At 72.1% G+C, this 25,647-nt stretch carries 20 protein-coding genes and 1 pseudogene; 6 read left to right on the forward strand and 15 right to left on the reverse strand.

Features of this window, described 5'->3' with window-relative positions; genetic code table 11:
- The first annotated feature begins 9 nt into the window (after nucleotides 1-9).
- From ACQPZK_RS21800 to pgl, 4 genes are all read left to right on the forward strand, one after another.
- On the forward strand, nucleotides 10-1,659 hold the full coding sequence (locus ACQPZK_RS21800; RefSeq protein ID WP_433534776.1) for a glucose-6-phosphate isomerase: 1,650 nt from the start codon (nucleotides 10-12) through the stop codon (nucleotides 1,657-1,659).
- A gap of 23 nt (nucleotides 1,660-1,682) precedes the next feature.
- Nucleotides 1,683-3,197, forward strand: a complete 1,515-nt coding sequence (gene zwf, locus ACQPZK_RS21805; protein ID WP_433539272.1) for a glucose-6-phosphate dehydrogenase — start codon at nucleotides 1,683-1,685, stop codon at nucleotides 3,195-3,197.
- Entirely contained in the window at nucleotides 3,194-4,210 is a 1,017-nt protein-coding gene (locus tag ACQPZK_RS21810; RefSeq protein ID WP_433534777.1) for a glucose-6-phosphate dehydrogenase assembly protein OpcA, read from the forward strand. Before zwf ends, ACQPZK_RS21810 begins: the two co-directional genes overlap by 4 nt.
- Nucleotides 4,211-4,334: 124 nt before the next feature.
- A complete protein-coding gene (gene pgl / locus ACQPZK_RS21815) occupies nucleotides 4,335-5,105 on the forward strand; it encodes a 6-phosphogluconolactonase (RefSeq protein WP_433534778.1) in 771 nt (256 codons plus the stop codon).
- Nucleotides 5,106-5,312: 207 nt separating this feature from the next.
- On the opposite strand, the gene ACQPZK_RS21820 is transcribed toward pgl, so the two are convergent.
- The 10 genes from ACQPZK_RS21820 to ACQPZK_RS21865 all read right to left on the reverse strand — a co-directional run bounded on the left by ACQPZK_RS21820 (nucleotide 5,313) and on the right by ACQPZK_RS21865 (nucleotide 13,737).
- Complete coding sequence (locus ACQPZK_RS21820) at nucleotides 5,313-5,654, reverse strand: RNA polymerase-binding protein RbpA (RefSeq protein WP_357134282.1); 342 nt, start codon at nucleotides 5,652-5,654, stop codon at nucleotides 5,313-5,315.
- A gap of 142 nt (nucleotides 5,655-5,796) precedes the next feature.
- On the reverse strand, nucleotides 5,797-6,057 hold the full coding sequence (gene secG / locus ACQPZK_RS21825; RefSeq protein WP_355049593.1) for a preprotein translocase subunit SecG: 261 nt from the start codon (nucleotides 6,055-6,057) through the stop codon (nucleotides 5,797-5,799).
- A gap of 95 nt (nucleotides 6,058-6,152) precedes the next feature.
- Nucleotides 6,153-6,944, reverse strand: coding sequence for a triose-phosphate isomerase (gene tpiA / locus ACQPZK_RS21830; protein ID WP_433534779.1), 792 nt, complete (start codon nucleotides 6,942-6,944; stop codon nucleotides 6,153-6,155).
- 2 nt (nucleotides 6,945-6,946) lie between these two features.
- Nucleotides 6,947-8,146 (reverse strand): phosphoglycerate kinase, encoded by a 1,200-nt coding sequence (locus tag ACQPZK_RS21835; protein ID WP_433534780.1) that lies wholly within the window; start codon nucleotides 8,144-8,146, stop codon nucleotides 6,947-6,949.
- Nucleotides 8,143-9,147 (reverse strand): type I glyceraldehyde-3-phosphate dehydrogenase, encoded by a 1,005-nt coding sequence (gap, locus tag ACQPZK_RS21840; protein ID WP_421472195.1) that lies wholly within the window; start codon nucleotides 9,145-9,147, stop codon nucleotides 8,143-8,145. The genes ACQPZK_RS21835 and gap overlap by 4 nt, the downstream gene beginning before the upstream one ends.
- 265 nt (nucleotides 9,148-9,412) lie before the next feature.
- Nucleotides 9,413-10,393 carry a DNA-binding protein WhiA gene (gene whiA / locus ACQPZK_RS21845; protein ID WP_030337350.1) on the reverse strand — a complete coding sequence of 327 codons (981 nt, stop codon included), beginning with the start codon at nucleotides 10,391-10,393 and terminating at the stop codon, nucleotides 9,413-9,415.
- Between the two features lie 54 nt (nucleotides 10,394-10,447).
- Nucleotides 10,448-11,596 carry a gluconeogenesis factor YvcK family protein gene (locus ACQPZK_RS21850; protein ID WP_433534781.1) on the reverse strand — a complete coding sequence of 383 codons (1,149 nt, stop codon included), beginning with the start codon at nucleotides 11,594-11,596 and terminating at the stop codon, nucleotides 10,448-10,450.
- Nucleotides 11,593-12,498 carry an RNase adapter RapZ gene (gene rapZ / locus ACQPZK_RS21855; protein ID WP_355049588.1) on the reverse strand — a complete coding sequence of 302 codons (906 nt, stop codon included), beginning with the start codon at nucleotides 12,496-12,498 and terminating at the stop codon, nucleotides 11,593-11,595. The genes ACQPZK_RS21850 and rapZ overlap by 4 nt, the downstream gene beginning before the upstream one ends.
- 156 nt (nucleotides 12,499-12,654) lie before the next feature.
- A complete protein-coding gene (locus tag ACQPZK_RS21860) occupies nucleotides 12,655-12,858 on the reverse strand; it encodes a DUF397 domain-containing protein (RefSeq protein WP_433534782.1) in 204 nt (67 codons plus the stop codon).
- A 24-nt stretch (nucleotides 12,859-12,882) separates the two neighbouring features.
- A complete protein-coding gene (locus ACQPZK_RS21865; protein WP_433539273.1) occupies nucleotides 12,883-13,737 on the reverse strand; it encodes a helix-turn-helix domain-containing protein in 855 nt (284 codons plus the stop codon).
- A 148-nt stretch (nucleotides 13,738-13,885) separates the two neighbouring features.
- Between ACQPZK_RS21865 and ACQPZK_RS21870 the strand changes: the two genes are divergently transcribed.
- Nucleotides 13,886-14,353, forward strand: coding sequence for a hypothetical protein (locus tag ACQPZK_RS21870; RefSeq protein ID WP_433534783.1), 468 nt, complete (start codon nucleotides 13,886-13,888; stop codon nucleotides 14,351-14,353).
- Nucleotides 14,354-14,447: 94 nt separating this feature from the next.
- Nucleotides 14,448-16,286: a DNA helicase RecQ gene (gene recQ / locus ACQPZK_RS21875; protein ID WP_433534784.1), complete on the forward strand. Its 1,839-nt coding sequence runs from the start codon at nucleotides 14,448-14,450 to the stop codon at nucleotides 16,284-16,286.
- Between the two features lie 59 nt (nucleotides 16,287-16,345).
- Here the strand turns inward: recQ and ACQPZK_RS21880 are convergent, their stop codons facing one another.
- From ACQPZK_RS21880 to rsgA, 5 genes and pseudogenes are all read right to left on the reverse strand, one after another.
- Nucleotides 16,346-17,005: a C39 family peptidase gene (locus ACQPZK_RS21880; RefSeq protein WP_433534785.1), complete on the reverse strand. Its 660-nt coding sequence runs from the start codon at nucleotides 17,003-17,005 to the stop codon at nucleotides 16,346-16,348.
- A 1,416-nt stretch (nucleotides 17,006-18,421) separates the two neighbouring features.
- A pseudogene (uvrC, locus tag ACQPZK_RS21885) lies at nucleotides 18,422-20,359 on the reverse strand (excinuclease ABC subunit UvrC); the annotation flags it as partial.
- Nucleotides 20,360-20,524: 165 nt separating this feature from the next.
- The gene (locus ACQPZK_RS21890) at nucleotides 20,525-21,007 is read right to left on the reverse strand and encodes a Rieske (2Fe-2S) protein (protein ID WP_433534786.1); all 483 of its coding nucleotides are present in this window, start codon (nucleotides 21,005-21,007) and stop codon (nucleotides 20,525-20,527) included.
- Between the two features lie 205 nt (nucleotides 21,008-21,212).
- Nucleotides 21,213-24,158 (reverse strand): excinuclease ABC subunit UvrA, encoded by a 2,946-nt coding sequence (gene uvrA / locus ACQPZK_RS21895; RefSeq protein WP_433534787.1) that lies wholly within the window; start codon nucleotides 24,156-24,158, stop codon nucleotides 21,213-21,215.
- 191 nt (nucleotides 24,159-24,349) lie between these two features.
- Nucleotides 24,350-25,420, reverse strand: a complete 1,071-nt coding sequence (rsgA, locus tag ACQPZK_RS21900) for a ribosome small subunit-dependent GTPase A (protein WP_433534788.1) — start codon at nucleotides 25,418-25,420, stop codon at nucleotides 24,350-24,352.
- Nucleotides 25,421-25,647 lie beyond the last annotated feature (227 nt).

Here is a 25,647-nt window from a genome sequence, read left to right on the forward strand (position 1 = left end):
AGTGACGGCATGAGCGATGTGTTGAACCAGCCGGCGGAGGCCGCCGCCGGGCTCGCCGTCTACGGCGCGGACGCGGTCGACAAGTCCGCGCCCGCCTCGACCCGGGAGGCGCTGGTCAAGGCCGGCGTCCCCGGGCGGCTGGCCGCCAAGGACCCGACCCTGTGGGGTCCGGACGCCGAGGCCGAGGCGAAGATCCGGCTCGGTTGGGTGGACACCCACCAGCGCAGCCGGGACCTGCTGCCGCAGCTCGCCGAGCTGAAGGCGGAGCTGGCCGACCTGGACCACGTCGTGCTCGCCGGCATGGGCGGCTCGTCGCTCGCTCCCGAGGTGATCACCCAGACCCTGGGCCGGCCGTTGACCGTGCTGGACACCACCGATCCGGGCCAGGTCCGGGCGGCCCTCGGTGACCGGCTGGAAGGCACCGTGGTGGTGGTCGCCAGCAAGTCCGGCTCGACGGTGGAGACCGACAGCCACCGCCGCGCCTACTGGCAGGCGTTCCTGGACGCCGGGATGACCGAGGCGGAGGCCGGTCGGCACTTCGTCATCGTCACCGACCCGGGCTCGCCGCTGGAGAAGACCGCGACCGAGATGGGCGCGTTCACCGTGCTCGCCGACCCGAACGTGGGCGGCCGGTACTCGGCGCTGACCGCGTTCGGGCTGGTGCCGTCCGCGCTGGCCGGCGTCGACGTGGCGGAGCTGATCGACCAGGCCGACGCGTTGGCGCGGTCGCTCGCCGGCGACAGCGACAACCCGGCGCTGGCGCTGGGCGCCGCCCTGGGCGCCGCCGCCACGCTGGCCCGCGACAAGGTCGCCCTGGTGTCGGACGGCACCGGCATCGACGGCCTGGGCGACTGGGCCGAGCAGCTCATCGCCGAGTCGACCGGCAAGGCCGGCGTGGGCATCCTGCCGGTGGTCGTGGAGTCGCCGCAGAGCCCCGGCGTGACCGGCCCCGACGTGCTGACCGTCACCTACGGCGGCGCGCTGTCCGCCGGTGACGTGCCGGGCGGCGGCGCCGCCCCGGACGTGGCCGTCAACGGCCCGCTCGGCGCGCAGTTCCTGGCCTGGGAGTACGCCACCGCGGTGGCCGGCGTGGTGCTCGGCATCGACCCGTTCAACCAGCCGAACGTCACCGAGTCCAAGGAGAACACCAACAAGATCCTGGCCTCGGGGCTGCCGACGGAGACGCCGTCGTTCACCGAGGGCGCGATCGAGGTGTACGCGCCGCAGGGCGCCCCGGGCGACCTGGCCGGGGTGCTGCGGTGGCTGCTCGACGGGCTCGGCGACGACGGCTACCTGGCGGTCATGGCGTACCTCGACCGGTTCGCCGACGCCGACGCGGCCGGGCTACGCCCGCTGCTGGCCGGCGCTTCCGGACGTCCGGTCACCTTCGGCTGGGGGCCGCGGTTCCTGCACTCCACCGGTCAGTACCACAAGGGTGGCCCGCAGGTGGGCAGCTACCTCCAGGTGACCGGCGCGGTCGCTGAGGACCTGGACGTGCCCGGCAAGCCGTACACCTTCGGTGAGTTGCAGGCGGCGCAGGCCGCCGGCGACCGGCAGGCCCTCGCCGGCCGGGAGCGGCCGGTGCTGCGACTGCACCTGACCGACCGGGCCGCCGGGGTCGCCCAACTGCTCGACGCGGCCGGTCAGCTGCGCACGTGAGGACGGACGACGTGACCCAAGGCGTGAACCCGCTACGCGACCCGCAGGACCGCCGGTTGCCCCGGATCCCCGAGCCGTGCGCTCTGGTGATCTTCGGGGTGACCGGCGACCTGGCCCGCAAGAAGTTGCTGCCCGCGGTCTACGACCTGGCGAACCGTGGGCTGCTGCCACCCGGCTTCGTGGTGCTCGGCTTCGCGCGCCGCGACTGGGGCGACGGTGACTTCGAGACCCTGGCCTGCGAGGCGGCCAAGAAGCACGCCCGTACGCCGTGGCGGGACGAGGTGTGGGCGCGGCTGGCCGGCAACATCAAGTTCGTGGGCGGCTCGTTCGACGACGACGCCGCCTTCGACCAGCTCTCCGCGACCTTGGACGACCTGCGCCAGACCCACGGCATCGCCGGCAACGCGGCGTTCTACTTCTCCATTCCCCCGGCGGCGTTCCCGGTGGTGCTCAAGCAGTTGGCCCGCACCGGGATGGCCGACAACGACAAGTCCGGCGGTTGGCGGCGGGTCGTGGTGGAGAAGCCGTTCGGCAACGACCTGCCGTCGGCGAAGGCGCTCAACGACCTCGTCGACGACGTGTTCACCCGGCAGGACGTCTTCCGGATCGACCACTACCTCGGCAAGGAGACGGTCCAGAACATCCTGGCCCTGCGGTTCGCCAACAACCTGTTCGAACCGCTGTGGAACTCGAAGTACGTCGACTCGGTGCAGATCACCATGGCCGAGGACGTCGGCATCGGCACCCGAGCGGGCTTCTACGACACCGTCGGCACCGCCCGCGACGTCCTGCAGAACCACCTGCTCCAACTCCTGGCCCTGGTGGCGATGGAGGAGCCGACCAGCTTCGACGCGGACGAGATCCGCGCCGAGAAGCTGAAGGTGCTCAAGGCGATCACCCTGCCCAGGGACGTGGCCCGGGACACCGTGCGGGGCCAGTACCTGCCCGGCTGGGTGGGCGGCGAGCGCGCGGTCGGCTACCGGGAGGAGCAGGACGTACCCGCCGACTCCACCACGGAGACGTACGTGGCGGTGCGCCTCGGCATCCAGAACCGGCGCTGGGCCGAGGTGCCGTTCTACATCCGGGCCGGCAAGCGCCTCCCCCGGCGGGTCACCGAGGTCGCCATCATGTTCAAGAAGGCGCCGCACCTGCCGTTCAACGACGCCGACATGGAGTCGCTGGGCAACAACCAGTTGGTCATCCGGGTGCAGCCGGACGAGGGCGTGGTGCTCAAGTTCGGCTCGAAGGTGCCGGGCACCACCATGGAGGTCCGCGACATCGCCATGGACTTCCAGTACGGCGAGGCGTTCACCGAGTCCAGCCCGGAGGCGTACGAGCGACTCGTGCTGGACGTGCTGATCGGGGACCGCACCCTGTTCCCGGACGCTGCCGAGGTCGAGCAGAGCTGGCAGGTCATCGACCCGCTGGAGCACGCCTGGGCGGGCACCACGCCGGAGCCGTACCGGGCCGGCGAGTGGGGTCCACGGGCGGCTGACGAGATGCTGGCCCGCGAGGGCCGCGCTTGGAGAAGAGCATGATCGGGCTGTGGGACACCACCGGCAACGAGGTGGTCAAGGCGCTGGCCGCCGAGCGGCGCAGCGCCGGTGGTGTGGCCAGCGGCATGGCGCTCACCCTCATCGTGGTGGTGGACGAGAAGCGCGTCCGCGAGGCGGAGGCGGCGGCGACCATCGCCGCGGCCGCCCACCCGTGCCGGCTGGTGGTCGTGGTCCGCTCCGACATCGAGCGGGAACGCAACCGGCTGGACGCGGAGATCGTGGTCGGCGGTCGTCTCGGCCCGTGCGAGGCGGTGGTCACCCGGATGTACGGGCGACTCGCCCTGCACGCCGAGTCGGTGGTGATGCCGCTGCTGGTGCCGGACGTGCCGGTGGTGACCTGGTGGCACGGTGAGCCGCCCGCCGAGATCGCCACCGACTTCCTCGGCGTGGTCGCCGACCGGCGGATCACCGACTCCGCGCAGGCCGCCGACCCGATCGAGGCGCTGCGCCAGCGTGCCCGGGACTACGCCCCGGGCGACACCGACCTGGCGTGGACCCGGATCACCCCGTGGCGGACCCTGGTGGCCGGGGCGTTCGACACCACCGAGGCGAAGGTCACCGAGGCGACCATCGTCGCGCCGCCCAGCGACCCGACGGCGACGCTGATGGCCGGTTGGCTGTCCAGTCGACTCGGCATCACCCCGCGCCGGGTGGACAGCGACGAGTTCCCGCGCATGCGCGAGGTGCAGCTGACCTGTGCCAACGGCGACAAGCTGACGCTGACCCGCGAGGACAGCCTGGCGGTGTTCCGACGGACCGGCCAGGAGGATCGGGCGCTGCCGCTGGTCCGTCGGCCGCTCGGCGACGAGCTGGCCGAGGAACTGCGCCGCCTCGACGCCGACCAGGTGTACGCGGAGGCGTTGGGCGCGACCGCCGGCCTGCGCGGTCTGGAACAGCGCCCGCCACAGCGGGTGCACGTCTGGAAGGATCCGGCCACGGCCCAGCGCGCCGAGGCCGGGGTCACCGCGCACGCCGGCACGAGCGGCGAGAGCTGAGCAGAACGACACCGGCGGGGCCGGGACGCCACGTCCCGGCCCCGCACCGCCCCCTCCGGACGCTCGGCGTCCGGGCACGACGCGACAGCGACCGCCCAGCGGTCCGGAAACGAAGGCCCAACCCATGAGTGAGGCGAGTGTCGCCGTCCACGCCGACGCCGACCTGCTGGCGCAGGCCGTGGCGGCCCGACTGCTGGTGAAGGTGCTCGACGCCCAGGCCGACCGGGGTGAGGCCGCGGTGGTCCTCACCGGTGGTCGGATCGCCGCCGCCGTCTACCGGGCGGTGGCGCAACTGCCGGCCCGCGACGCGGTCGACTGGTCCCGGGTCGACGTGTGGTGGGGCGACGAGCGGTTCCTGCCGTCCGGCGACCCGGAGCGCAACGAGACCCAGGCCCGGGCCGCCCTGCTCGACTCGGTGCCGCTGGACCCGGCCCGGGTGCACGCCATGCCGGCCTCCGACGGCCCGGCCGGCAACGACCCCGAGGCGGCCGCCGCCGCGTACGCCGAGGAGCTGGCCCGTGCCGCCCGGCCGGGGCACGCCGCGCTGCCGCACTTCGACGTGCTGATGCTCGGCGTGGGCGAGGACGGGCACGTCGCCTCGGTCTTCCCGGAGCACCCCGTGCACCACGACACGCGGCCGGTCAGCGCGGTGCGGGGCAGCCCGAAGCCGCCGCCGGTGCGGACCACCCTCACCCTGGCGGCGATCAACACCGCCGAGGAGGTCTGGCTCGTGGCCGGCGGCGCCGACAAGGCTCGCGCGGTGGGCATGGCGCTGGCCGGCGCGGGGCCGATGCAGCTCCCGGCGGCCGGGGTGCACGGCGTGGACCGTACCCGCTGGTTGCTGGACCGCGCGGCCGCCGCCGACGTGCCGGCCCGCCTGCGTAGCCTGCGCTAGACCGGCTCCCGCCGCAGCCTGCGCTGGACCGGCACACGCCGCGGCCCGCGCTGGACCGGCACACGCCGCGGCCCGCGCTGGACCGGCTCACGCCGCAGCCCGCGCTGGACCGGCTCACGCCGCAGCCCGCGCTGGACCGGCTCACGCCGCAGCGTGCGCCAGACCGCGACGAAGGGCCCCTCGCCTGAAGGCGAGGGGCCCTTTCGTCTATTCGCCGCGTCGGCGGCGCAGCGCGGCGAGGGCCTCGGCCAGCAGCGCCTCCCCCTCCTCGGCGGTACGCCGCTCCTTCACGTACGCCAGGTGGCTCTTGTACGGCTCGGCGCGGACGCGTCCGGGCGGGTTCTCGGCGTCCAGGCCGGCCGGGAGCCCGCAGCGGGGGCAGTCCCAGAGCGGCGGCGCCGTGGCGTCGGCCGCGATCCGGATGTCGGTCTGGTGGTCGTTGCGGCACCAGTAGGTGACGGCCTGTCGGGGGGCCGGTTGGTGCCGCTCGTCGGGGCGCATGGGCGCGGACCCGACGCGGGCGCCACGGATGACGTTGCCACTGGGCACGGCTGCTCGCTCCTGTCGTCGGAGGGGACCCGCCGCCGTCTCCGATGGGCGGCGGGCGACGCGGTGGTGCAGCGGAGAAAAGACTGCGCGCGGTCCGTCGAGTGACGGACCGCGCGCAGATTGTACGACTTGGCGGGCTCGCTCAGGTGCCGCTGTTCATCTGGAGACGGAGCCAGAGACCCAGCCCGACGATCGCCGCGAACCAGACGACACCCACCAGAACGGTGTAACGATCCAGGTTCTTCTCGGCCACCGAGGAGCCGGCGAGGCTGGAGCTGACACCGCCACCGAACATGCTCGACAACCCGCCGCCCTTACCGCGGTGCAGCAGGATGAGCAGGGTGAGCAGAACGCTCGTGATGACCAGCAACACGATCAACGTGTATGCGAACCAGATCGGCATGGCTGGGGGCAGTCCTCTCGTAGCGATCCTCGCCCGGACAGGTCGGGCACTCCGGCACCGGCCGGTGGACGGGCGGTGTCCAGAATAGCGAGCGATCAGCGAGCGATGTGCTCGGGGAACCGGCAGATCTGCGCGAATTCCTCCGCGTCCAGGCTCGCGCCGCCCACCAGGCCGCCGTCCACGTCCGGCTGAGCCATGATCGAGGCGACGTTCGACGCCTTGACCGAGCCGCCGTAGAGGACCCGGACCGCGTCGGCGGTCTCGGAGCCGAAGCGCTCCGCCAACCGCTGGCGAACCGCGCCGCAGACCTCCTGGGCGTCCTCCGGGGTGGCCGTCTTGCCCGTGCCGATCGCCCAGACCGGCTCGTACGCGATGACCACCTGGCGTACCTGCTCGGGGGTGAGCCCGGCGAGGCCGCCGTCGAGCTGGTCGGAGCAGTGCGCCACGTGGGTGCCCTGCTCGCGCACGTCCAGCCCCTCCCCCACGCAGAGGATGGGGGTCAGGCCGTGCGTGAGCGCCGCCTTCACCTTCGCGTTGACGACCGAGTCGTCCTCGTGGTGGTAGGCCCGCCGCTCGGAGTGCCCGACCACCACGTACGTGCAGCCGAGCTTGGCCAGCATCGGCCCGGAGATGTCGCCGGTGTACGCGCCGGACGCGTGCGGGGACAGGTCCTGCCCGCCGTAGCCGATCAGCAGCTTGTCGCCGTCGACCGCCGTCTGCACGGTGCGCAGGTCGGTGAACGGCGGCAGGACCACCGTCTCGACCTCGGTGAGCTGCTTCTCGGTGAGGCTCGCGGCCAGCTTCTGCACCAGCAGGTTGGCCTCGAGGTGGTTGAGGTTCATCTTCCAGTTGCCGGCCATCAGCGGCCGGCGGGTCGTGCTCGACATGCTCAGTTCTCCAGGGCCGCGATGCCGGGGAGGGTCTTGCCCTCCAGGTACTCCAGGGAGGCGCCGCCACCGGTGGAGATGTGACCGAAGGACGACTCGTCCAGGCCCAACGCCCGCACGGCCGCCGCGCTGTCGCCGCCGCCGACGACGCTGAACGCGTCGGCCTTGGTGATCGCCTCGGCGATGCCCCGCGTGCCCGCCGCGAAGGCGGGCATCTCGAACACGCCCATCGGGCCGTTCCAGAAGATCGTCCTGGCCTGCGACAGGGCGGCGGAGAAGCCGGCGACCGTCTCCGGGCCGACGTCCAGGCCGAGCCGGTGGCTCGGGATGCCGTCGACGCGGACCGTGTCGTGCGCGGCGTCCGGGGCGAACGCGTCCGCGACCACCACGTCGACCGGAAGCATGATCTTGCCGTCGGCCCGCTCCAGCAGGTTGCGGCAGGTCTCGACCATGTCCTTCTCCAGCAGCGAGGTGCCCACCTCCAGGCCCTGGGCCTTGAGGAAGGTGAAGCACATTCCGCCGCCGATGAGCAGCCGGTCGACCGTCGGCAGCAGCGCCTCGATCACGGCCAGCTTGTCGGAGACCTTGGACCCGCCGAGCACCACCACGTACGGCCGCTCGGGCTCGCTGGTCAGCTTGGAGAGCACCTCGACCTCGCGCAGCACCAGCCGGCCGGCCACGTGCGGCAGCCGCGCCGGCACGTCGTACACGCTGGCGTGCTTGCGGTGCACGGCACCGAACGCGTCGTCGACGTACGCGTCGCCGAACGCGGCGAGCTGGTCCGCGAACGCGCCCCGCTCGGCCTCGTCCTTGCTGGTCTCACCGGCGTTGAAGCGCAGGTTCTCCAGCAGGGCGACCTGACCGTCGGCCAGGTCGGCGACGGTGGAACGGGCCGAGTCGCCGACCGTGTCGGTGGCGAAGCGCACCGGGGCGCCCAGCAGCTCACCGAGCCGCCCGGCGACCGGGCTCAGGCTGAACTGCGGGTCGGGCGCGCCCTTCGGACGACCCAGGTGCGAGCAGACGACCACCTTCGCGCCGGCCTCAACAAGCGCGCCGAGGGTCGGCAGCACCGCGCGGATGCGGCCGTCGTCCGTGATGTCACCGGTCTGCTTGTCGAGCGGGACGTTCAGGTCGGCGCGCACCAGCACGCGCCGACCCGACACCCCCTCGGCGAGCAGGTCGTCGAGGGTCCGGATGCTCACAGCGACGAACCGACCAGCTTGACGAGGTCGACGAGGCGGTTCGAGTAGCCCCACTCGTTGTCGTACCAGCCGACGACCTTGACCTGGTTGCCGATGACCTTGGTCAGCGGCGCGTCGAAGATGCACGACGCCGGGTCGGTGACGATGTCGGCGGAGACGATCGGGTCCTCGTTGTAGACCAGGATGCCCTTGAGCGGGCCCTCGGCGGCGGCCTTCAGCGCGGCGTTGACCTCGTCCACGGTGGTCTCCCGGCCGACCTCGACGGTCAGGTCGGTGGCCGAGCCGGTCGGGATCGGCACCCGCAGCGCGTACCCGTCGAGCTTGCCCTTCAGCTCCGGCAGCACCAGGCCGATGGCCTTCGCGGCGCCGGTGGAGGTCGGGACGATGTTCAGCGCGGCGGCGCGCGCCCGGCGCAGGTCCTTGTGCGGCGCGTCCTGGAGGTTCTGGTCCTGGGTGTACGCGTGGATCGTCGTCATCAGACCCTTGGTGATGCCGAACGTGTCCTGCAGGACCTTCGCCATCGGCGCGAGGCAGTTCGTCGTGCACGAGGCGTTGGAGATGATGGTGTGCTTCGCCGGGTCGTAGGTGTCGTGGTTGACACCCATGACCACGGTGACGTCCTCGTTCTTCGCCGGGGCGGAGATGATGACCTTCTTGGCGCCGCCGTCGACGTGCGCCTTGGCCTTGGTGCCGTCGGTGAAGAAGCCCGTCGACTCGATGACGACGTCCGCGCCGACCTCGCCCCACGGCAGCGCCGCCGGGTCCTTCTCGGCGAACGCCTTGATGGTCTTGCCGCCCACGGTGATCTCGTCGGCGGTGGCCTTGACCTCGTACGGCAGGCGACCCAGGATGCTGTCGTACTTGAGCAGGTGGGCGAGCGTGCCGTTGTCGGTCAGGTCGTTGACCGCCACGACCTCGATGTCGGCGTCGGACGCCAGCACTGCCCGGAAGAAGTTACGGCCGATTCGGCCAAAGCCGTTGATGCCAACCCGGATGGTCACAGGTCCCATCTCCTCGCGTTCTGGTCCGCCGGCTTGACTCAACGGGCCGGCGGGAATGGTGTGCGCCGACCGTTGGAGCCGGCCGTCGACGATTCATCTCGGCCACCCCGCCGCGCGGTCTGAGGACCTGACCGCCCGAGGCGGTGGGCACGACGAGAAGTGCCGATGTCGGCCCCCTTGCCGTACTCAGCGACCCTATCCGAGCGTGCGGGAGCACACTGCGCCGGGTCGTGCTCCCGGCGCACCGTACGGGCCCACCGTCCTATCAGACCACGAGCATGTCGGGCGTGACGGCTGCTTCCGTATCCGGGATGCCGAGGTCCCGGGCCCGCTTGTCCGCCAGCGCCAGCAGGCGGCGGATCCGCCCGGCGATGGCGTCCTTGGTCAGCGGCGGGTCGGCCAGCGCCCCCAGCTCCTCCAGCGACGCCTGCCGGTGCTCCAGGCGCAGCCTTCCTGCGTCGGTCAGGTGGTTGGGCGCCTCGTCGGCCAGGATCTCCAGCGCACGGGTGACCCGGGCGGCGGCGGCCACCGCGGCGCGCGCCGAGCGGCGCAGGTTCGCGTCGTCGAAGTTGGCCAGCCGGTTGGCCGTGGCCCGCACCTCCCGGCGTACCCGACGCTCCTCCCAGGCCAGCACGCTGGAGTGCGCGCCGATGCGGGTGAGCAGCGCGGCGATCGCGTCGCCGTCCTTGACGACCACCCGGTCCACCCCGCGTACCTCACGGTTCTTGGCCGTGATGCCGATCCGGCGGGCCGCGCCGACCAGCGCGAGCGCCGACTCCGGCCCCGGGCAGGTGATCTCCAACGCGCTGGAGCGGCCGGGCTCGGTGAGCGAGCCGTGCGCCATGAACGCGCCCCGCCACGCCGAGACCGCGCAGCAGACGTTCGCCGCCACCACGTGCGGGGGCAGCCCTCGCACCGGCCGACCGCGGACGTCGAGCAGGCCGGTCTGCCGCGCGAGCGCCTCGCCGTCCTTGACCACCCGGACGATGAAGTGGCTGCCCTTGCGCAGACCGCCGGAGGCGAGCACGTGGATCTCGCTCGGGTAGCCGTAGACCTCGGCGATCTCCCGGCGCAGCCGACGCGCCACCGCGCCGGTGTCCAGCTCCGCCTCCACCACCACCCGGCCGGAGACGATGTGCAGCCCTCCGGCGAAGCGCAGCAGCGCGGCCATCTCCGCCCGCCGACAGCAGGGCTTGGGCACGTCGACCCGACTCAGCTCGTCCTTGACCGCAGCCGTCATCGCCATTGTGCGTCCCCTCACGGACCTGTTCCGGCGTGTCGCCGGTGATTACGTACGTGTCTAACGATCGGCGCCCAGGACAGGCACCAGCGCGGCGCCCAGGGCAGCCGGATCATGGCGGGGAGTGCCGTCGGTGACGGCGACGGGGGCGAGGACCAGGCGGGCACCCAGCGATTCTGCCGCACGTTCGACCGGTTCCGGGTCACCCACCGCTTTGGCGTCCGCCAGCACGAGATCCACCTTGAGCTCGGGCAGGTACCAGTGCAGCGCCGCGAGATGATCGGCGACCGAGAGGCCGAGGGTCTCCTTCTCCGCGGCCAGGTTCAGCGTGACCAGGCGTCGGGCCGAGCTGGAGACGATCGCGTCGGCCAGCTGCGGCACCAGCAGGTGCGGCAGGACGCTCGTGTACCAGCTGCCCGGCCCGAAGATCAACCAGTCCGCCGCGCCGATCGCGGCCAGGGCCTCGGCGCAGGCCGCCGGGGCGGCCGGGGTCAGGCGCAGCGACTCGACCCGCCCGGTGGTGACCGCCACCTGGTGCTGGCCGCGCACGGTCCGTACCTCGTCCGGGGCGTCCGGGTGGACCCCGCGCACCCGCGCCTCGATGTCGACGGGCTGGCGCGACATCGGCAGCACCCGCCCGACCGCGCCGAGCATCGCCCCGGCGTGCTCCAGCGCCGCCACCGGGTCGCCGAGCAGCTCCATGAGGCCGCAGAGCACCAGGTTGCCGACCGCGTGCCCGGCCAGGCCGTCCGCGCGGGCCGCGTCACCCGCCCCCGGGTCCGCGTCTGTCGGATTTCGGGCAGCCGGGTCCGCGCCCGCGCCGGGCGCGTCCGCCGCCGGGGCCGCGTGCGCTCGGGCCGCCGGGCCCGCGTCGACGCCGGGCGCGTCCGCCGCCGCCGGGGCCGCTTCGGTCCGGGCATGCCGGAGTACGCGGACAGCCTCGGCCGCCGCGAAGCGGTGCTGGAAGAGGCCGGCGCTGCGTCGGGTGGCCGGATGGTCGCCGGCCAGCGCGACCAGAGCCTGCCGCAGGTCACCCGGGGGCAGGCCGCCCCGCTCGGCGCGCAACCGGCCACTGGAACCGCCGTCGTCGCCGACGGTCACCACGGCGGTGATGTCCAGGTCGAGTTCGGGGGCGCAGTGCCGCAGCGCGCGCAGCGACGCCGACAGGCCGTGCCCGCCGCCGAACGCCACCACCCGGCGCGTCGTCATTCCCGCCCCAGGTCACGGTGCTGGGCGTTGGCCGCCAGCCCCGACTGACGCAGCCGGCCGGCCAGCTCCTCGGCGATGGCCACGCTGCGGTGCTTGCCGCCGGTGCAGCCCACGGCCACCGTCAGGTACCGCTTGCCCTCCCGCTCGAACCCCGTCGTGGTGGCGTTGACCAGGTCGGCGTACGAGGCGACGAAGGCGTCCGCGCCCTCCTGCCCCAGCACGTACGCGCTGACCGCCTCCTCGCGCCCGGTGTGCTCACGCAGCTCCGGCACCCAGTACGGGTTGGGCAGGAACCGGGCGTCCAGCACGAAGTCGGCGTCCGGCGGCAGGCCGTACTTGAAGCCGAACGAGAGCACGGTCACCCGCAGCCGGCGGGCGTCCTCGCCGCCGAACAGCTCCTCGATGCGCCGGCGGAGCTGGTTGACGTTCAGGTGGCTGGTGTCGATGATCACGTCGGCCTGGTCGCGGGCCTCCTCCAACAGCCCGCGCTCGACGGCGATACCGTCGGCGAGCCGCCCGTCGCCCTGCAACGGGTGCGAACGCCGGACACTCTCGAACCGACGGATCAGCACCTCGTCGTCGGCGTCGACGAACACCACCCGGGGCGAGAAGCCGCGCTCCTTCAGCTCCCGGATCGCCCCGGCCAGGTCCGTGGAGAAGGCGCGCGAGCGCACGTCCAGGACCATCGCCGTACGCCGGGCGGCCCCGCCGGCCTTGAACGCCAGCTCGGCCATGTCGAGCATGAGCGCCTGCGGCAGGTTGTCCACGACGTAGTAGCCGACGTTCTCCAACGCGCGGGCGACGGTGCTGCGACCGCCACCGGACAGGCCGGTGACCACCACCAGGGTGGTCTCCGACTCGGCCGTCGGCTGCCCGTCACCGGCAGTGTGCGCCTCGCTCACCCGTACCCCCAAGACGTGGCGCCGCGGCCGCCGTCGGCCGCGATTGGTCAATCAGCGACTCTATCCCGCCGTCCGGGACCGGGGCGGGCGCGCCCGCCGCCGCGCGCCGCGGGCGGGCCGAGGGCGTGGTAGCGCCGCCCCCCGGCGACGGAACGTTCAACCGAGCGGATCGCTCCGCAGACCGGTCACGAACGACGACCAGGCGTCCCGACCGAAGACGAGCGCCGGGCCGGCCGGGTCCTTGGAGTCCCGCACGGCCAGCCCCTCGGGGAGTACGGCCACCTCGACGCAGTTCGAATCGTTCGCGCCGCTACGGCTGCTCTTGTGCCAGGAAACCCGTGCCAGCTTCGCGGGGGTCATCGGCAGCGCTCCAAGGTGTCGGACTCAGTCCGGGACCTCGGCAGCGATCCGCGTGAGAAGGTCCGCAGACCGGTCAGGGTCGAGTGCCTTGGCCCGGAGGTGGTCGAACATGAGTCTATATCGGGCCACCTGCCGGTCCTCCTCCAGCAACAGCGTGCTGGAGTCGTTGCTGAGATACACGACGGCCGGGTCGAGCATCGGGTCGGCGTAGCCCAGCAGGGTGAAGGCTCCGGCCATCGCCGCGTGCGCCCCGGCCGAGAACGGCAGGACCTGGATCTCGACCCAGGGCATCGCGCACGCTTCGATCAGGCGAGTGAGCTGCGCACGCATCACCTTCGGGCCGCCCACCACCCGTCGAACCGCCGCCTCATCCAACACCGCCCACAATGACGGCGGCAGGTCACGCGACAGTAGGGCCTTGCGGGCGAGCCTCGCCGCCACAACTCGGTCGGTCTCGTCCTGGTCGGCGGTGCTGCGGCCCGCTCTGACGATGGCGCGGACGTACTCCTCCGTCTGCAACAGGCCGGGCACGTACAGACACTCGAACGCGCTGATGGATGTCGCCTCCGCCTCGAAGCCGACGTAGTCGTCCGGCAGCACGTCGCCGTACGCGCTCCACCATCCCTTCTGGCGCGACTGCCGGAGCAACGCGGTCAGCGACTCTCGCTCGTCCCCTGACGCGTCGTAGAGGTCGAGCAACGGAGGCAGGTCCTTGGGCATCACCCGCGAGTGTCCGAGTTCGAAGCGGATGACCTTGGTCCGGTGCCAGCCCAGGATCTTGGCGACCTCCTCGGCGGTGTGGCCGGTGCGGTCCCGCAGGCGACGCAACTCGCGCCGCAGCCGGCGGGCCCTGATCGTCGGACTGGGCACCTGCGCCATCGCCACCATCACCTCCGCTGTGATGGATCGATCCTTGTTCATAAGTCGCTCCAAAACAAGCATCGACTCGGAAGAATCACGACGTTGCATTTTCGACGTGGCTGGTCCAGTCTCTTGGTGAGCACCCGCTACGGAGAGGCAGGGAATCGTGACGGACAATCGATCGTCTCGCTGGGAGCCGGAGCCACGGCAACCCCGCGACGTCCAGGACGACCTGACCGCTCTACTCGACCGGGCCGATGTGTCCGAGCGGGTCAGGGCCGCCATCGCGTTCGCGTTGGCGAAGCCGGAGGCCCTGTCGTCGTACCTCATCTCGCTGGGTCCGGCGGAGCGCGAGCGGCCGGCGGGCCGACGCTGGACGCTGCACCTGTCCTACCTGGCGACTGACCTGATGGAGGCCCGCGACCAGGCCGTGGTCTACACGGAGGGATTGACGACCCTGCGCCCCGAGGTGGCCGCCGGGGCCGCGCTCCTGTCCCGGGCCGACGCCTGGCACCACGTCGAGCCGGTGTTCTGCGGCCGGATCGGCCCTGACAACGAAGTGTGCATGGACGTCACCGGACACCCCGGCTTTCACAGCGCGGCGGGCATCGGCGGGCTCTGCTGGGGCGACTGAGACGGCGCGACGGGTCAGTAACGGTCGCGGTGGGGTTGGGCGCGTCGGCCGGCGTGCGGGCGGTGCTGTCGGGGACAACTCGTAGACTCCGCGGATGGCTTCCCCGACCGACCTGCGTACCGGCGACGCGCTGACGGCGCTGCGCCGGGTGTTCGGCTACGACGCCTTCCGCGGCTTCCAGCAGCAGGTCATCGACCATGTCGTCGCCGGCGGCGACGCGTTGGTGCTGATGCCGACCGGTGGTGGCAAATCGCTGTGCTACCAGATCCCGGCCCTGGTCCGCGACGGCGTCGCGGTCGTCGTGTCGCCCCTGATCGCGCTCATGCAGGACCAGGTGGACGCGCTCACCGCGGTCGGCGTACGCGCCGGCTTCCTCAACTCCACCCAGACCCTGGACGCCCGCCGTCGGGTCGAGGCGGCCTTCGTCGCCGGCGAGCTGGACCTGCTCTACCTGGCACCGGAGGCGCTCGGCGTCCGGTCCACCCTCGCTCTGCTGGACCGGGGGCGCATCGCCCTGTTCGCGATCGACGAGGCGCACTGCGTGTCGCAGTGGGGCCACGACTTCCGGCCCGACTACCTGGCCCTGTCGATGCTGCACGAGCGGTGGCCGCAGGTCCCCCGCATCGCGCTGACCGCCACCGCGACGAGCGCCACCCGCCGCGAGATCGCCACCCGGCTGGGCCTCGACGACGCCCGGCACTTCGTCGCCAGCTTCGACCGACCCAACATCCAGTACCGGATCGTGCCCAAGCGGGAGCCCCGCAAGCAGTTGCTGGCCCTGCTGCGCGACGAGCATCCCGGTGACGCGGGCATCGTCTACTGCCTGTCCCGCGCCTCGGTCGACAAGACCGCCGAGTTCCTGACCGCCAACGGCATCGCCGCGCTGCCGTACCACGCCGGCCTCGACGCGGCGACCCGCGCCGCCAACCAGCAGCGCTTCCTGCGCGAGGACGGGCTGGTCATGGTGGCCACCATCGCCTTCGGCATGGGTATCGACAAGCCCGACGTACGCTTCGTGGCCCACCTCGACCTGCCCAAGTCGGTCGAGGGCTACTACCAGGAGACCGGCCGCGCCGGCCGGGACGGGCTGCCATCCACCGCCTGGCTGGCGTACGGCCTCCAGGACGTGGTGCAGCAGCGCAAGATGATCGAGACGTCCGACGGCGATCTCGCGCACCGCCGCAACCTCGCCGCGCACCTGGACGCGATGCTCGCGCTCTGCGAGACCGTCCGGTGCCGCCGGGTGCAGCTGCTCGAATACTTCGGCGAGACGAACACCGCCGCCTGCGGCAACTGCGACACCTGCCTCAACCCGCCGGAGTCCTGGGACGGCACGGTCGCCGCCCAGAAGCTGCTCTCCACCGTGTTCCGCCTCGACCGCGAACGCAACCAGCGGTTCGGCGCCGGGCACTGCGTCGACATCCTGCTCGGCAAGCAGACCGACAAGATCAGCCAGTACGGCCACGATTCGCTCACCGTCTTCGGTATCGGCACCGAGCTGAGCGAGGCCGAGTGGCGGGGCGTGGTGCGACAACTCCTCGCCGAGGGGCTGCTCGCCGTGGAGGGCGACTACGGCACGCTCGCGCTGACCGAGGCGAGCGCCGACGTGCTGGGCCGCCGCCGTACCGTCACGATGCGCCGCGAACCGGAGAGGCCGGCATCGAGCCGCTCGTCGAAGCCACGCGGCTCGTCAACGGTCGTGGCCGAGCTGACCCCGGCCGCCGCGTCCGTCTTCGAGCGGCTGCGCGCCTGGCGAGCGGCCACCGCGAAAGAGCAGGGCGTCCCGGCGTACGTCATCTTCCACGACGCGACGCTGCGCCAGATCGCGAGCGACGCGCCCACCTCGCTGGCCGAGCTGTCCGGCGTCAGCGGCGTCGGCGAGAACAAACTGGCCAAGTACGGCGAGCAGATCCTGGCCGTCCTCGCCGACTGACCCTGGGCATGCCGAAAGGGCCGGACCCCGTGGTGGGGTCCGGCCCTTTCGGTCGGTACTCAGCTGGTGGCGTAGCCGCGGGTGGCGATCCAGTCGGCGAGGTGCTCGACGGTGATCTGGTAGGCGGCGGTGTCCGGGTTGGCGGAGTCGGCGATCGTGACGACGTTGCCGTTGTCGCGGTAGCCGGTCACGCTGATGTAGTGCCCGCCCTCGTAGGAGTGGGTGTTGCCGTCGGTGTCGACGCTGGTGCCGGCGATGTTGGCGACCACGGCCCGACCGTCGTCCACGGTCTTGACGATGTCGGCGCGCAGCGTGTCGGTCTGCTTGGCGTCCGCGTCCGGGCTGCTGATCTCCACCGAGCGGTAGGCGTCAGCCTTGCCGGTCTCCTTGTTCAACACCGGGGTGATGTCGTTGATGGAGTTGGTGCCGGCCTCGGTGGTGCCCATCTCCTTGGCCATCGCGTGCACGTCGATGTTCTTACCCTGCACGCTCAGCGCGTTACGGGTAGCGGCGGGGCCGCAGTAGTAGAAGTTCGGCTGCGCCTCGTACCGCACACCGAGCTCCCGCTCGCCATGACCCTTACGGTCGGCCTGGGTCTGCGTGGTGGGCTTGGCGTCGGCCATGGCGTAGGCGGCGGTCACCGGTCCGGCGATCGCTCCACCGGCGAACGCGAGGCCAGCGGCGGTCAGGGCGGTCTTACGGATCAGATCGGTACGCATGATGGCGTGCTCCTCTGCTTCATCGGGGGATACGCACTCGGCACACGGGGGTGTGCTGTGCGGGGAAAGTTCTGGGGGATCGGCCCGGCGGCCCGACATGGGGCCTGCTCGGAGGTGGTGCAACGGTCCGGGGCGGCAGGTCATTCCCGCCCGGCGGACCGGGGCGCGGCCGGTGCTGCTCGGCCGTGCGGGGGTGTAACGACGTCGGCCCGGCGGATGTTCCCGGCGGCGGTTGCCACGAGCCGGCGTGATGCTGCTCGGTGGTGCGGGAGGCATAACGACGCCGGCCCGGCGGGTGTTCCCGGGGACTGCCCTCCGCGGCGACCCGAGGGTCGCGGTGGCACGGCTGGCATAACGTCGCCGTCGGGTCGCCAATTCCGCCGCCAGAGTGCGGTCGACCACCGCCCCCAGCTGCCCAGAACCGGACATACGTCGTATCCGTGACGCCCCATTACGCACTCGGCTACGCCATTCTCACGAGATCGCCTCTGCGAGATGGTCACGGGTTCGAGACGACACACCACCGACGAGGACGCACCACCGGCACGACCGCACTCGATCCAGGAAAGAGTGCCCTCGTCGCCGAACGACACCACTACAACCAGGTTCGAGCACGATCATGGAGTGCGGCGTACGCCACGCGGCTTCGAGTGGGCAGTCGGGGTGCCCGAGCAGCGCCCAGCCAGCCCCGAGGAATCGGTCACAAGCCCCATACTGCGCCGGTCGCGCACGGTCACGGGACGGTCGCGGGACGGTCGCGGGACGGTCGCGGCACGGTCGCGGGGCGGTCGCGGGGCGGTCGCGGGGCGGTCGCGGGGCGGTCGCGGGGGTGATCCACTCGACTTCGGCGATATCGCGCTGTTCGGGGCGAGTTGATACCGCGACATCGGCGATGTCGAGTCGATCATGGCGAGGAGCGGAGCTAGCCGCGCCAGGCAACCCGCGCCGCCGAGGTCACCCCGGCGCTGGGCGTCCCTTGGGCGCCAGGCAAGCGGCGTCCCCGCGGACTTTCCGCGCGCCAGACGCCGGTCCCGTGCCGAACGCCAGCTCGCCTCAGCCGGCGATCCCGGTGCCGGGCGTCCGCCCGGCCGCCGACGCCGGACCGGAAGCCAGCCCAGCCCCGAACGCCGCCCCCGCGTCGGACGACGACCCCGGACCGGACACCGACTCCGCGTCGGATGCCGACTCCGCGTCGGACGACAACCCCAGACCGGACACCGACTCCGGGTCGGACGACGACCCCGGACCGGACACCGACCCCGGACCGGACACCGAACCCGGACCGGACACCGAACCCGGACCGGACACCGAACCCGGACCGGACACCGACGCCGGACCGGACGCCGGCTCGTCGTCAGGTGCCGGCTCCGCGTCGGGGGTCGTCGGCGTGCTGTCGGCGGCTCGTGGGCCCGTGTCCAGGGCGGCCAGGATGGCCTCGGCGGTACGGCGACCGACCCCGGGCACCTCGGTGATCTCCTCGACGGTTGCCGTCGAGAGCCGCTTGAGCGAGCCGAAGTGCCGCAGCAGCGCCTTGCGGCGTACCTCGCCCAGGCCGGGGACGTTGTCCAGCGCCGACTCGGTCATCCGCTTGGAGCGGCGCTGGCGGTGGAACGTGATCGCGAAGCGGTGCGCCTCATCGCGGACGCGTTGCAGCAGGTAGAGGCCCTCGGAGGTGCGCGGCAGGATGACCGGGAACTCGTCGTCGGGGAGCCACACCTCCTCCAGTCGCTTGGCCAGCCCGCACAGGGCCACGTCCTCGATGCCCAGGTCGGCGAGGGCCTGCGCGGCGGCGGCGACCTGCGGGGCGCCACCGTCGACGACCACCAGCTGCGGCGGGTACGCGAACTTTCGGGGCCGGCCGGTGGTCGGGTCGATCAGGACGCCGACCTGCGGGTCGACGGGGTCTACCGGGGTGGCCGGGTCGTCGGCCGACTCCACGCCCACCTCGCCCGTCTCGGTGCGCGCGTCGAGGTAGCGGGCGAAGCGGCGGCGCAGCACCTCGGACATCGCGGACAGGTCGTCGGTGGCGCCCCGGACGATGAACCGCCGGTACTCGCTCTTGCGGGGCAACCCGTCCTCGAAGACCACCATGCTGGCCACCACGTCGGTGCCCTGGATCTGCGAGATGTCGAAGCACTCGATGCGCAACGGCGCGGTGGGCATGCCCAGCGCCTCGCTGATCTCGTCCAGCGCCTTGCCGCGGGTGGTCAGGTCGCCGGAGCGCTTGAGCTTGTGCCGGGCCAGCGCGTCCTTTGCGTTGCGCTCGACGGTTTCGAGGAGGGTGCGCTTGTCGCCGCGCTGCGGCACCCGCAACGACACCCGGCTGCCCCGGTGGCTGGTGAGCCAGTCGGCGAGCGCGTCGGCGTCCGTCGGCAGCTCCGGCACCAGCAACTCACGGGGTACGTCCGCCTCGCCGTGCTCGCCGCCGTACACCTGGGTGCAGAAGTGGTGCACCAGGTCGCCGGTGGTCAGGTCCTCGGTCTTCTCCACCACCCAGCCGCGCTGGCCGCGGACCCGGCCGTCGCGGACGTGGAAGACCTGTACGGCCGCTTCGAGAGGATCGTCGGCGAACGCGACCACGTCGGCGTCGGTGCCGTCGCCGAGCACGACGGTCTGCTTCTCCATGGCCCGACGAAGGGCGGCCACGTCGTCGCGCAGGCGGGCGGCCCGTTCGAACTCCAACGCCTCGCTGGCCTCGGTCATCTCGCGTTCGATCTTGCGGACCATGGTGTCGGTGCGGCCGGCCATGAAGTCGCAGAACCCGTCGACGATGGCACGGTGCTCGTCGGCCGAGACGGTGCCGACGCACGGGGCCGAGCACTTGCCGATGTACCCCAGCAGGCAGGGACGGCCGACCTGGCCGGCCCGCTTGAACACGCCGGCCGAGCAGGTCCGCGCGGGAAACACCCGCAGCAGCAGGTCGAGGGTCTCGCGAATCGCCCAGGCGTGCGAGTACGGCCCGAAGTAGCGCACACCCTTGCGTTTCGCGCCGCGCATCACCTGGAGCCGCGGGTACTCCTCGTCGAGGGTGACGGCCAGATAGGGGTACGACTTGTCGTCGCGGTAGCGGACGTTGAACCGGGGGTCGTACTGCTTGATCCAGGTGAACTCCTGCTGGAGCGCCTCGACCTCGGTGCCGACGGTGATCCAGTCCACCGACTCGGCGGTGGTGACCATCTGGCGGGTGCGCTCGTGCAGGTTCCAGACGTCGCCGAAGTAGGAGTTGAGCCGGCTGCGCAGGTTTTTCGCCTTGCCGACGTAGATCACCCGGCCGGTGCCGTCGCGGAAGCGGTAGACCCCCGGTGACTCCGGGATGGTGCCGGGTGCGGGACGGTAGGTCGAGGGGTCAGCCACACCACCAAGCCTAGTCCGCACCCCCGACACGCCACGCCGACCGCTAGATCGACTCGGGGTACCGGAGGTCGGGGCATCGTCGCACGCGGGACACCCCGACCTCGGCAACGCGAGTTGATCAACGGCCGGGCGGGCGCGCCGCCCACCCGGCCAGCGGCCCAGCCGTCAGGCCAGGGAGATCTGGTCGCCGGTGACCTTGATCTCCTTCGGTGGCAGCGGCTTGGTGGCCGGGCCGGCCTTCACCGAGCCGTCCTCGATCGAGAACTTGCTGCCGTGGCAGGTGCAGTTGATGGTGCCGCCGTCGACGTTCGACACGGGGCAGTTCTGGTGCGTACAGATGGGGCTGAAGCCCTTGAACTGACCGGCCGCGGGCTGGGTGATCACCACGCCCTCGGCGGCGAGGATCTTGCCGCCGCCGACCGGGATGTCGGCGGTGGTGGCCAGCGACTGGGCGTCCTGCCGATCGCCGCCGCCGGCGTCACCGGTGCTGGGCACGGCGGGGCCGCCACTGGTGGGTCCGTCGCTGCCGCTGCCGTCGTCACTGCCGCATGCAGCCAGGACGACGGCCGCGCCGACCGCCCCGACGCCGGTGAGCAGGGTACGACGGGTCTGCGTGCCCGGTCCGGTCAGCGCCTGATCGTCGCTCATGCCTCGCCTCTCTCTCGCCCAGTGCGCCGGTCCGAGAGCCGGCCACACTTCCTTCCACGCGCAACTGTGCCGGATAGTTCACCCCGGCACCCGTGCGACCCCGGCAAAAGGGGCGGGGCGGGCCGTTGCCCGACCCGCCCCGAGAGAGTTGCCCAGGGTCTGTCTCGGGAGAGCTGGCCCGCCCTCCTGAAACAGACCCCAGTGGTCAGCGCGCGCCGGCCGGCACCTTGCGGGTCGCCCGCACCTTGGTCGCGCCGTTGGCCTTGGCGGCCCGGGTGGTGGCCGCCGCCGCGCCCTTGGCCTCGCCGTCGAGCTTGAGGACCTGGCGCAGGAACTGGCCGGTGTGGCTCTCGGCCACCTCGGCGACCTCCTCCGGGGTGCCGGTGGCGAGCACGGTGCCGCCCCGGTGGCCACCCTCGGGGCCCATGTCGATCAGCCAGTCGGCGGTCTTGATCACGTCGAGGTTGTGCTCGATCGTGATCACGGTGTTGCCCTTGTCGACCAGGCCCTCGAGCACCATCAGCAGCTTGCGGATGTCCTCGAAGTGCAGACCGGTGGTCGGCTCGTCGAGCACGTAGACCGTGCGCCCGGTCGAGCGCTTCTGCAGCTCGGAGGCGAGCTTGACCCGCTGCGCCTCGCCGCCGGAGAGGGTCGGCGCGGGCTGACCGAGGCGGACGTAGCCGAGGCCGACGTCGACAAGGGTCTTGAGGTGCCGGTGGATGGCGGGGATGGCGGAGAAGAACTCGGCGGCCTCCTCGATCGGCATCTCCAGCACGTCCGAGACGGTCTTGCCCTTGTAGTGCACCTCCAGGGTCTCCCGGTTGTACCGGGCGCCCTTGCAGACCTCGCAGGGGACGTACACGTCGGGCAGGAAGTTCATCTCGATCTTGATGGTGCCGTCGCCGGAGCACGCCTCGCAGCGGCCGCCCTTGACGTTGAACGAGAACCGACCCGGCCCGTACCCCCGGACCTTGGCCTCGGTGGTCTCGGCGAAGAGCTTGCGGACGTGGTCCCAGACACCGGTGTAGGTGGCCGGGTTGGAACGGGGCGTACGACCGATCGGCGACTGGTCCACGCCGACGACCTTGTCCACGTTCTCCAGCCCGGAGACCCGGGTGTGTCGGCCGGGCACCAGCCGGGCGCCGTTGATCTGGTTGGCCAGCACCGCGTACAGGATGTCGTTGACCAGCGTCGACTTGCCCGAGCCGCTGACGCCGGTGACCGCGATGAGCTGACCCAGCGGGAACGAGACGGTCAGGTTGCGCAGGTTGTGCTCGCGCGCGCCGTGCACCACCAGCTCGCGGTCCTTGGTCTGCGGACGGCGCGTCGCGGGTGTCGGGATCGACCGGCGACCCGCCAGGTACGCCCCGGTGAGCGACTCCTTGTTCTTCAGCAGCGCCGGCACCGAGCCGCTGTGCACGATCTTGCCGCCGTGCTCGCCCGCGCCGGGCCCGATGTCGACGATCCAGTCGGCGACCCGGATGGTGTCCTCGTCGTGCTCCACCACGATCAGCGTGTTGCCCAGCCCGCGCAGCCGGATCAGGGTCTCGATGAGCCGGTGGTTGTCGCGCTGGTGCAGACCGATCGACGGCTCGTCGAGCACGTAGAGCACGCCGACCAGACCCGAGCCGATCTGGGTGGCGAGCCGGATGCGCTGCGCCTCTCCACCGGAGAGCGTGCCCGCGGCCCGGTCGAGGGAGAGGTAGTCCAGGCCGACGTCGAGCAGGAACCGCAGCCGGGCGTTGATCTCCTTGAGGACGCGCTCGGCGATCAGCTTCTGCCGGTCGGTCAGCTCGATGCCGGCGAGCAGGTCGGCGCACTCCCCCACGGACAGATTGCAGACCTCGGCGATGCTCTTGCCCGCCAGGGTGACGGCGAGCACCTCGGGCTTGAGCCGAGCGCCCCCGCACGCCGCGCACGGCACGTCCCGCATGTAGCCCTCGTACTTGTCGCGGGACCACTCGGACTCGGTGTCGGAGTGCCGGCGCTCGATCCACTGCACCACACCCTCGAAGCCGGTGTAGTAGGAGCGCTCACGGCCGTACTTGTTGCGGTAGCGCACGTGCACCTGGTCGTCGGAGCCGTGCAGGATCGTCTTCTGCGCCCGTGCCGGCAACGCCCGCCACGGGGTGTCGACGTCGAAGTGCTGGGCCTCGCCGAGGGCCTCCAGCAGGCGCAGGAAGTATTCCAGGTTGTGCCCGGTGGACCACGGCTGGATGGCGCCCTCGCGCAGGCTGCGCTCCGGGTCCGGAACCAGCAGCTCCGGGTCGACCTCCTTCTTGGTGCCCAGGCCCGTGCACTCCGGGCAGGCGCCGTACGGGGCGTTGAAGGAGAACACCCGGGGCTCGAGGTCCTCGATGGCCAGCGGGTGGTCGTTGGGGCAGGCCAGGTGCTCGGAGTAGCGGCGCTCCCGCTCCGGGTCGTCCTCCGGCAGGTCGACGAAGTCCAGGAGCACCAGGCCGCTGGACAGGCCCAGCGCGGCCTCGACCGAGTCGGTCAGCCGCTGCTTGGCGCTCGGCTTGACGGTGAGCCGGTCGATCACCACCTCGATGGTGTGCTTCTCCTGCTTCTTGAGCTTGGGCGGCTCGGTCAGCGGGTGAACCACGCCGTCGACGCGGGCCCGGGCGTAACCCTTGGCCTGCAGCTCGGCGAAGAGGTCGACGTACTCGCCCTTGCGGCCTCGGATGACCGGGGCGAGCACCATGAACTTGGTGCCCTCGGCCATCGCGAGGACCCGGTCGACGATCTGCTGCGGGCTCTGCTTGGAGATCCGCTCGCCGCAGACCGGGCAGTGCGGCTCACCGATGCGGGCGAAGAGCAGCCGCAGGTAGTCGTAGACCTCGGTGATGGTGCCGACGGTGGAGCGCGGGTTGCGCGAGGTGGACTTCTGGTCGATCGAGACGGCCGGGCTCAGCCCCTCGATGAAGTCGACGTCGGGCTTGTCCATCTGGCCGAGGAACTGCCGGGCGTACGACGACAGCGACTCCACGTACCGCCGCTGCCCCTCGGCGAAGATCGTGTCGAAGGCCAGGCTCGACTTGCCCGACCCGGACAGCCCGGTGAACACGATGAGAGCGTCCCGGGGCAGGTCGAGACTGACGTCACGCAGGTTGTGCTCGCGCGCGCCACGGATGATGAGTCGGTCGGCCACGGTACGTGTACTCCCGGGTGAAGGTGAAGCGGAGGGTCTGTCCCGCTCTGTGCTGGTTCCGAGCGGTCGTGCGGGCGCGGAAAACACGCCTCGGCAACTCTAGCCCCGAGGTACGACAGTTTCCCCCGCCCGCACATTCCCCCAGCTCAGCCCGGTCGGCCGCGCCGGCCGAGCGCCCGCCGACGGCCCGGTCAGTAGCCACCGGGCGACGGCGGGCGGGCCGCCCGGCGTCGCGCCGAGCGCCAGCCGCCGCGCCGCTCGGCCGCGAGCCGCGCCTCGCGCCGCCGGCTCTCGTGAGCCACCTCGCCCTGCAACCGACGCCAGCTCTCCCACCGGCGGGCGGACAGCTCACCGGTACGCAGCGCGTCCCGGACCGCGCAGGCCGGCTCGCCGTCGTGCCGGCAGTCGGCGTACCGGCAGCCGTCGGCCAGCCCCGCGATGTCGGCGAACGCCCGGTCCAGCCCGGTCACGCCGTCCAGCAGACCGACCGCCCGCACGCCGGGCGTGTCGATCACCGCGCCACCACCCGGGATGGGCACCAGGGCCCGCCAGGTGGTGGTGTGCCGACCCTTGCCGTCGACCCGGCGGATCGACTGGGTCGGCATCATCACCGCGCCGGCGAGCGCGTTGACCAGGCTCGACTTGCCCGCGCCGGACGGCCCGAGCAGCCCCAGCGTGCGACCCGGCGCGACCTCGGCGCGCAGCGGGGCCAGCCCGCTGCCGCGCTCGGCGCTGACGGCCAGCACCGGGACGCCGGGTGCGACGGCGGCGAGTTGACGGGCCAGCGCGGCCGGGTCGGCCGCGAGGTCGGACTTCGTCAGCACCACGAGCGGCCGGGCCCCCGACTCGTGGACGAGGGACAGCAGCCGCTCGATGCGGCCGACGTCCGGCTCCGGGTGCACCGGCTCCACCACGGCGGCCGCGTCGAGGTTCGCGGCCAGCACCTGGCCGCTGGCGTCCTTGCCGGCGGTACGGCGAATCAGGGCGGCTCGCCGGGGCAGCACGGCCGCCACGGTGATCCGGCGGTCCGGCCAGTGCGTGAGCAGCACCCAGTCCCCCGCGCAGGGCAGCGCGGAGGGGTCCTGGGCGGCGGCGGCCAGCACGGAGGGGCCGAGGCTGGCGCGGACCGGGCCGTCGGCGGTGAGCACCGTGCAGACTCCCCGGTCCACCCGGGCAACCCGCCCGGGGTGGCGCTCGCCACGTCGGGCGGCGTACGACGCCCGGTCGGCGTCCCAGCCGAGGGCGGTCAGATCGATGGTCATGGGATCCTCATCGGTGTCGAGCGGGTGATGGCGGAACACGCGTGCCACGTCCGGCATGAACACCACCTCCGTCCGACGTCCGAGTGCCGCATGTGACGCCGACGGTAGGGCGCGACGCGACGCGCCGAAAGCGATTTCCGCGACGACGGCGCGGCGCCCGCCCGCTAGGGTCGACGCGTGCGCACCGCCGCGCCGCCCGAGCGAGGCCACCGCACGGCCGCCGAGCA

It is taken from the genome of Micromonospora sp. CA-249363 (assembly GCF_050950185.1).
Lineage (GTDB): Bacteria > Actinomycetota > Actinomycetes > Mycobacteriales > Micromonosporaceae > Micromonospora.

Bases quoted from the DNA above. Each gene is read 5' to 3' on its own strand.
- ACQPZK_RS21860 (WP_433534782.1), bottom strand. From the start codon at position 12,858: ATGACCCCCGCGAAGCTGGCACGGGTTTCCTGGCACAAGAGCAGCCGT.
- ACQPZK_RS21850 (WP_433534781.1), bottom strand. From the start codon at position 11,596: ATGACGACGCGCCGGGTGGTGGCGTTCGGCGGCGGGCACGGCCTGTCG.
- ACQPZK_RS21890 (WP_433534786.1), bottom strand. From the start codon at position 21,007: ATGAGCGACGATCAGGCGCTGACCGGACCGGGCACGCAGACCCGTCGT.
- pgl (WP_433534778.1), top strand. From the start codon at position 4,335: ATGAGTGAGGCGAGTGTCGCCGTCCACGCCGACGCCGACCTGCTGGCG.
- rsgA (WP_433534788.1), bottom strand. From the start codon at position 25,420: ATGACCATCGATCTGACCGCCCTCGGCTGGGACGCCGACCGGGCGTCG.
- secG (WP_355049593.1), bottom strand. From the start codon at position 6,057: ATGCCGATCTGGTTCGCATACACGTTGATCGTGTTGCTGGTCATCACG.
- tpiA (WP_433534779.1), bottom strand. From the start codon at position 6,944: ATGTCGAGCACGACCCGCCGGCCGCTGATGGCCGGCAACTGGAAGATG.
- ACQPZK_RS21810 (WP_433534777.1), top strand. From the start codon at position 3,194: ATGATCGGGCTGTGGGACACCACCGGCAACGAGGTGGTCAAGGCGCTG.
- whiA (WP_030337350.1), bottom strand. From the start codon at position 10,393: ATGGCGATGACGGCTGCGGTCAAGGACGAGCTGAGTCGGGTCGACGTG.
- ACQPZK_RS21865 (WP_433539273.1), bottom strand. From the start codon at position 13,737: ATGGCGCAGGTGCCCAGTCCGACGATCAGGGCCCGCCGGCTGCGGCGC.
- recQ (WP_433534784.1), top strand. From the start codon at position 14,448: ATGGCTTCCCCGACCGACCTGCGTACCGGCGACGCGCTGACGGCGCTG.
- ACQPZK_RS21880 (WP_433534785.1), bottom strand. From the start codon at position 17,005: ATGCGTACCGATCTGATCCGTAAGACCGCCCTGACCGCCGCTGGCCTC.
- ACQPZK_RS21800 (WP_433534776.1), top strand. From the start codon at position 10: ATGAGCGATGTGTTGAACCAGCCGGCGGAGGCCGCCGCCGGGCTCGCC.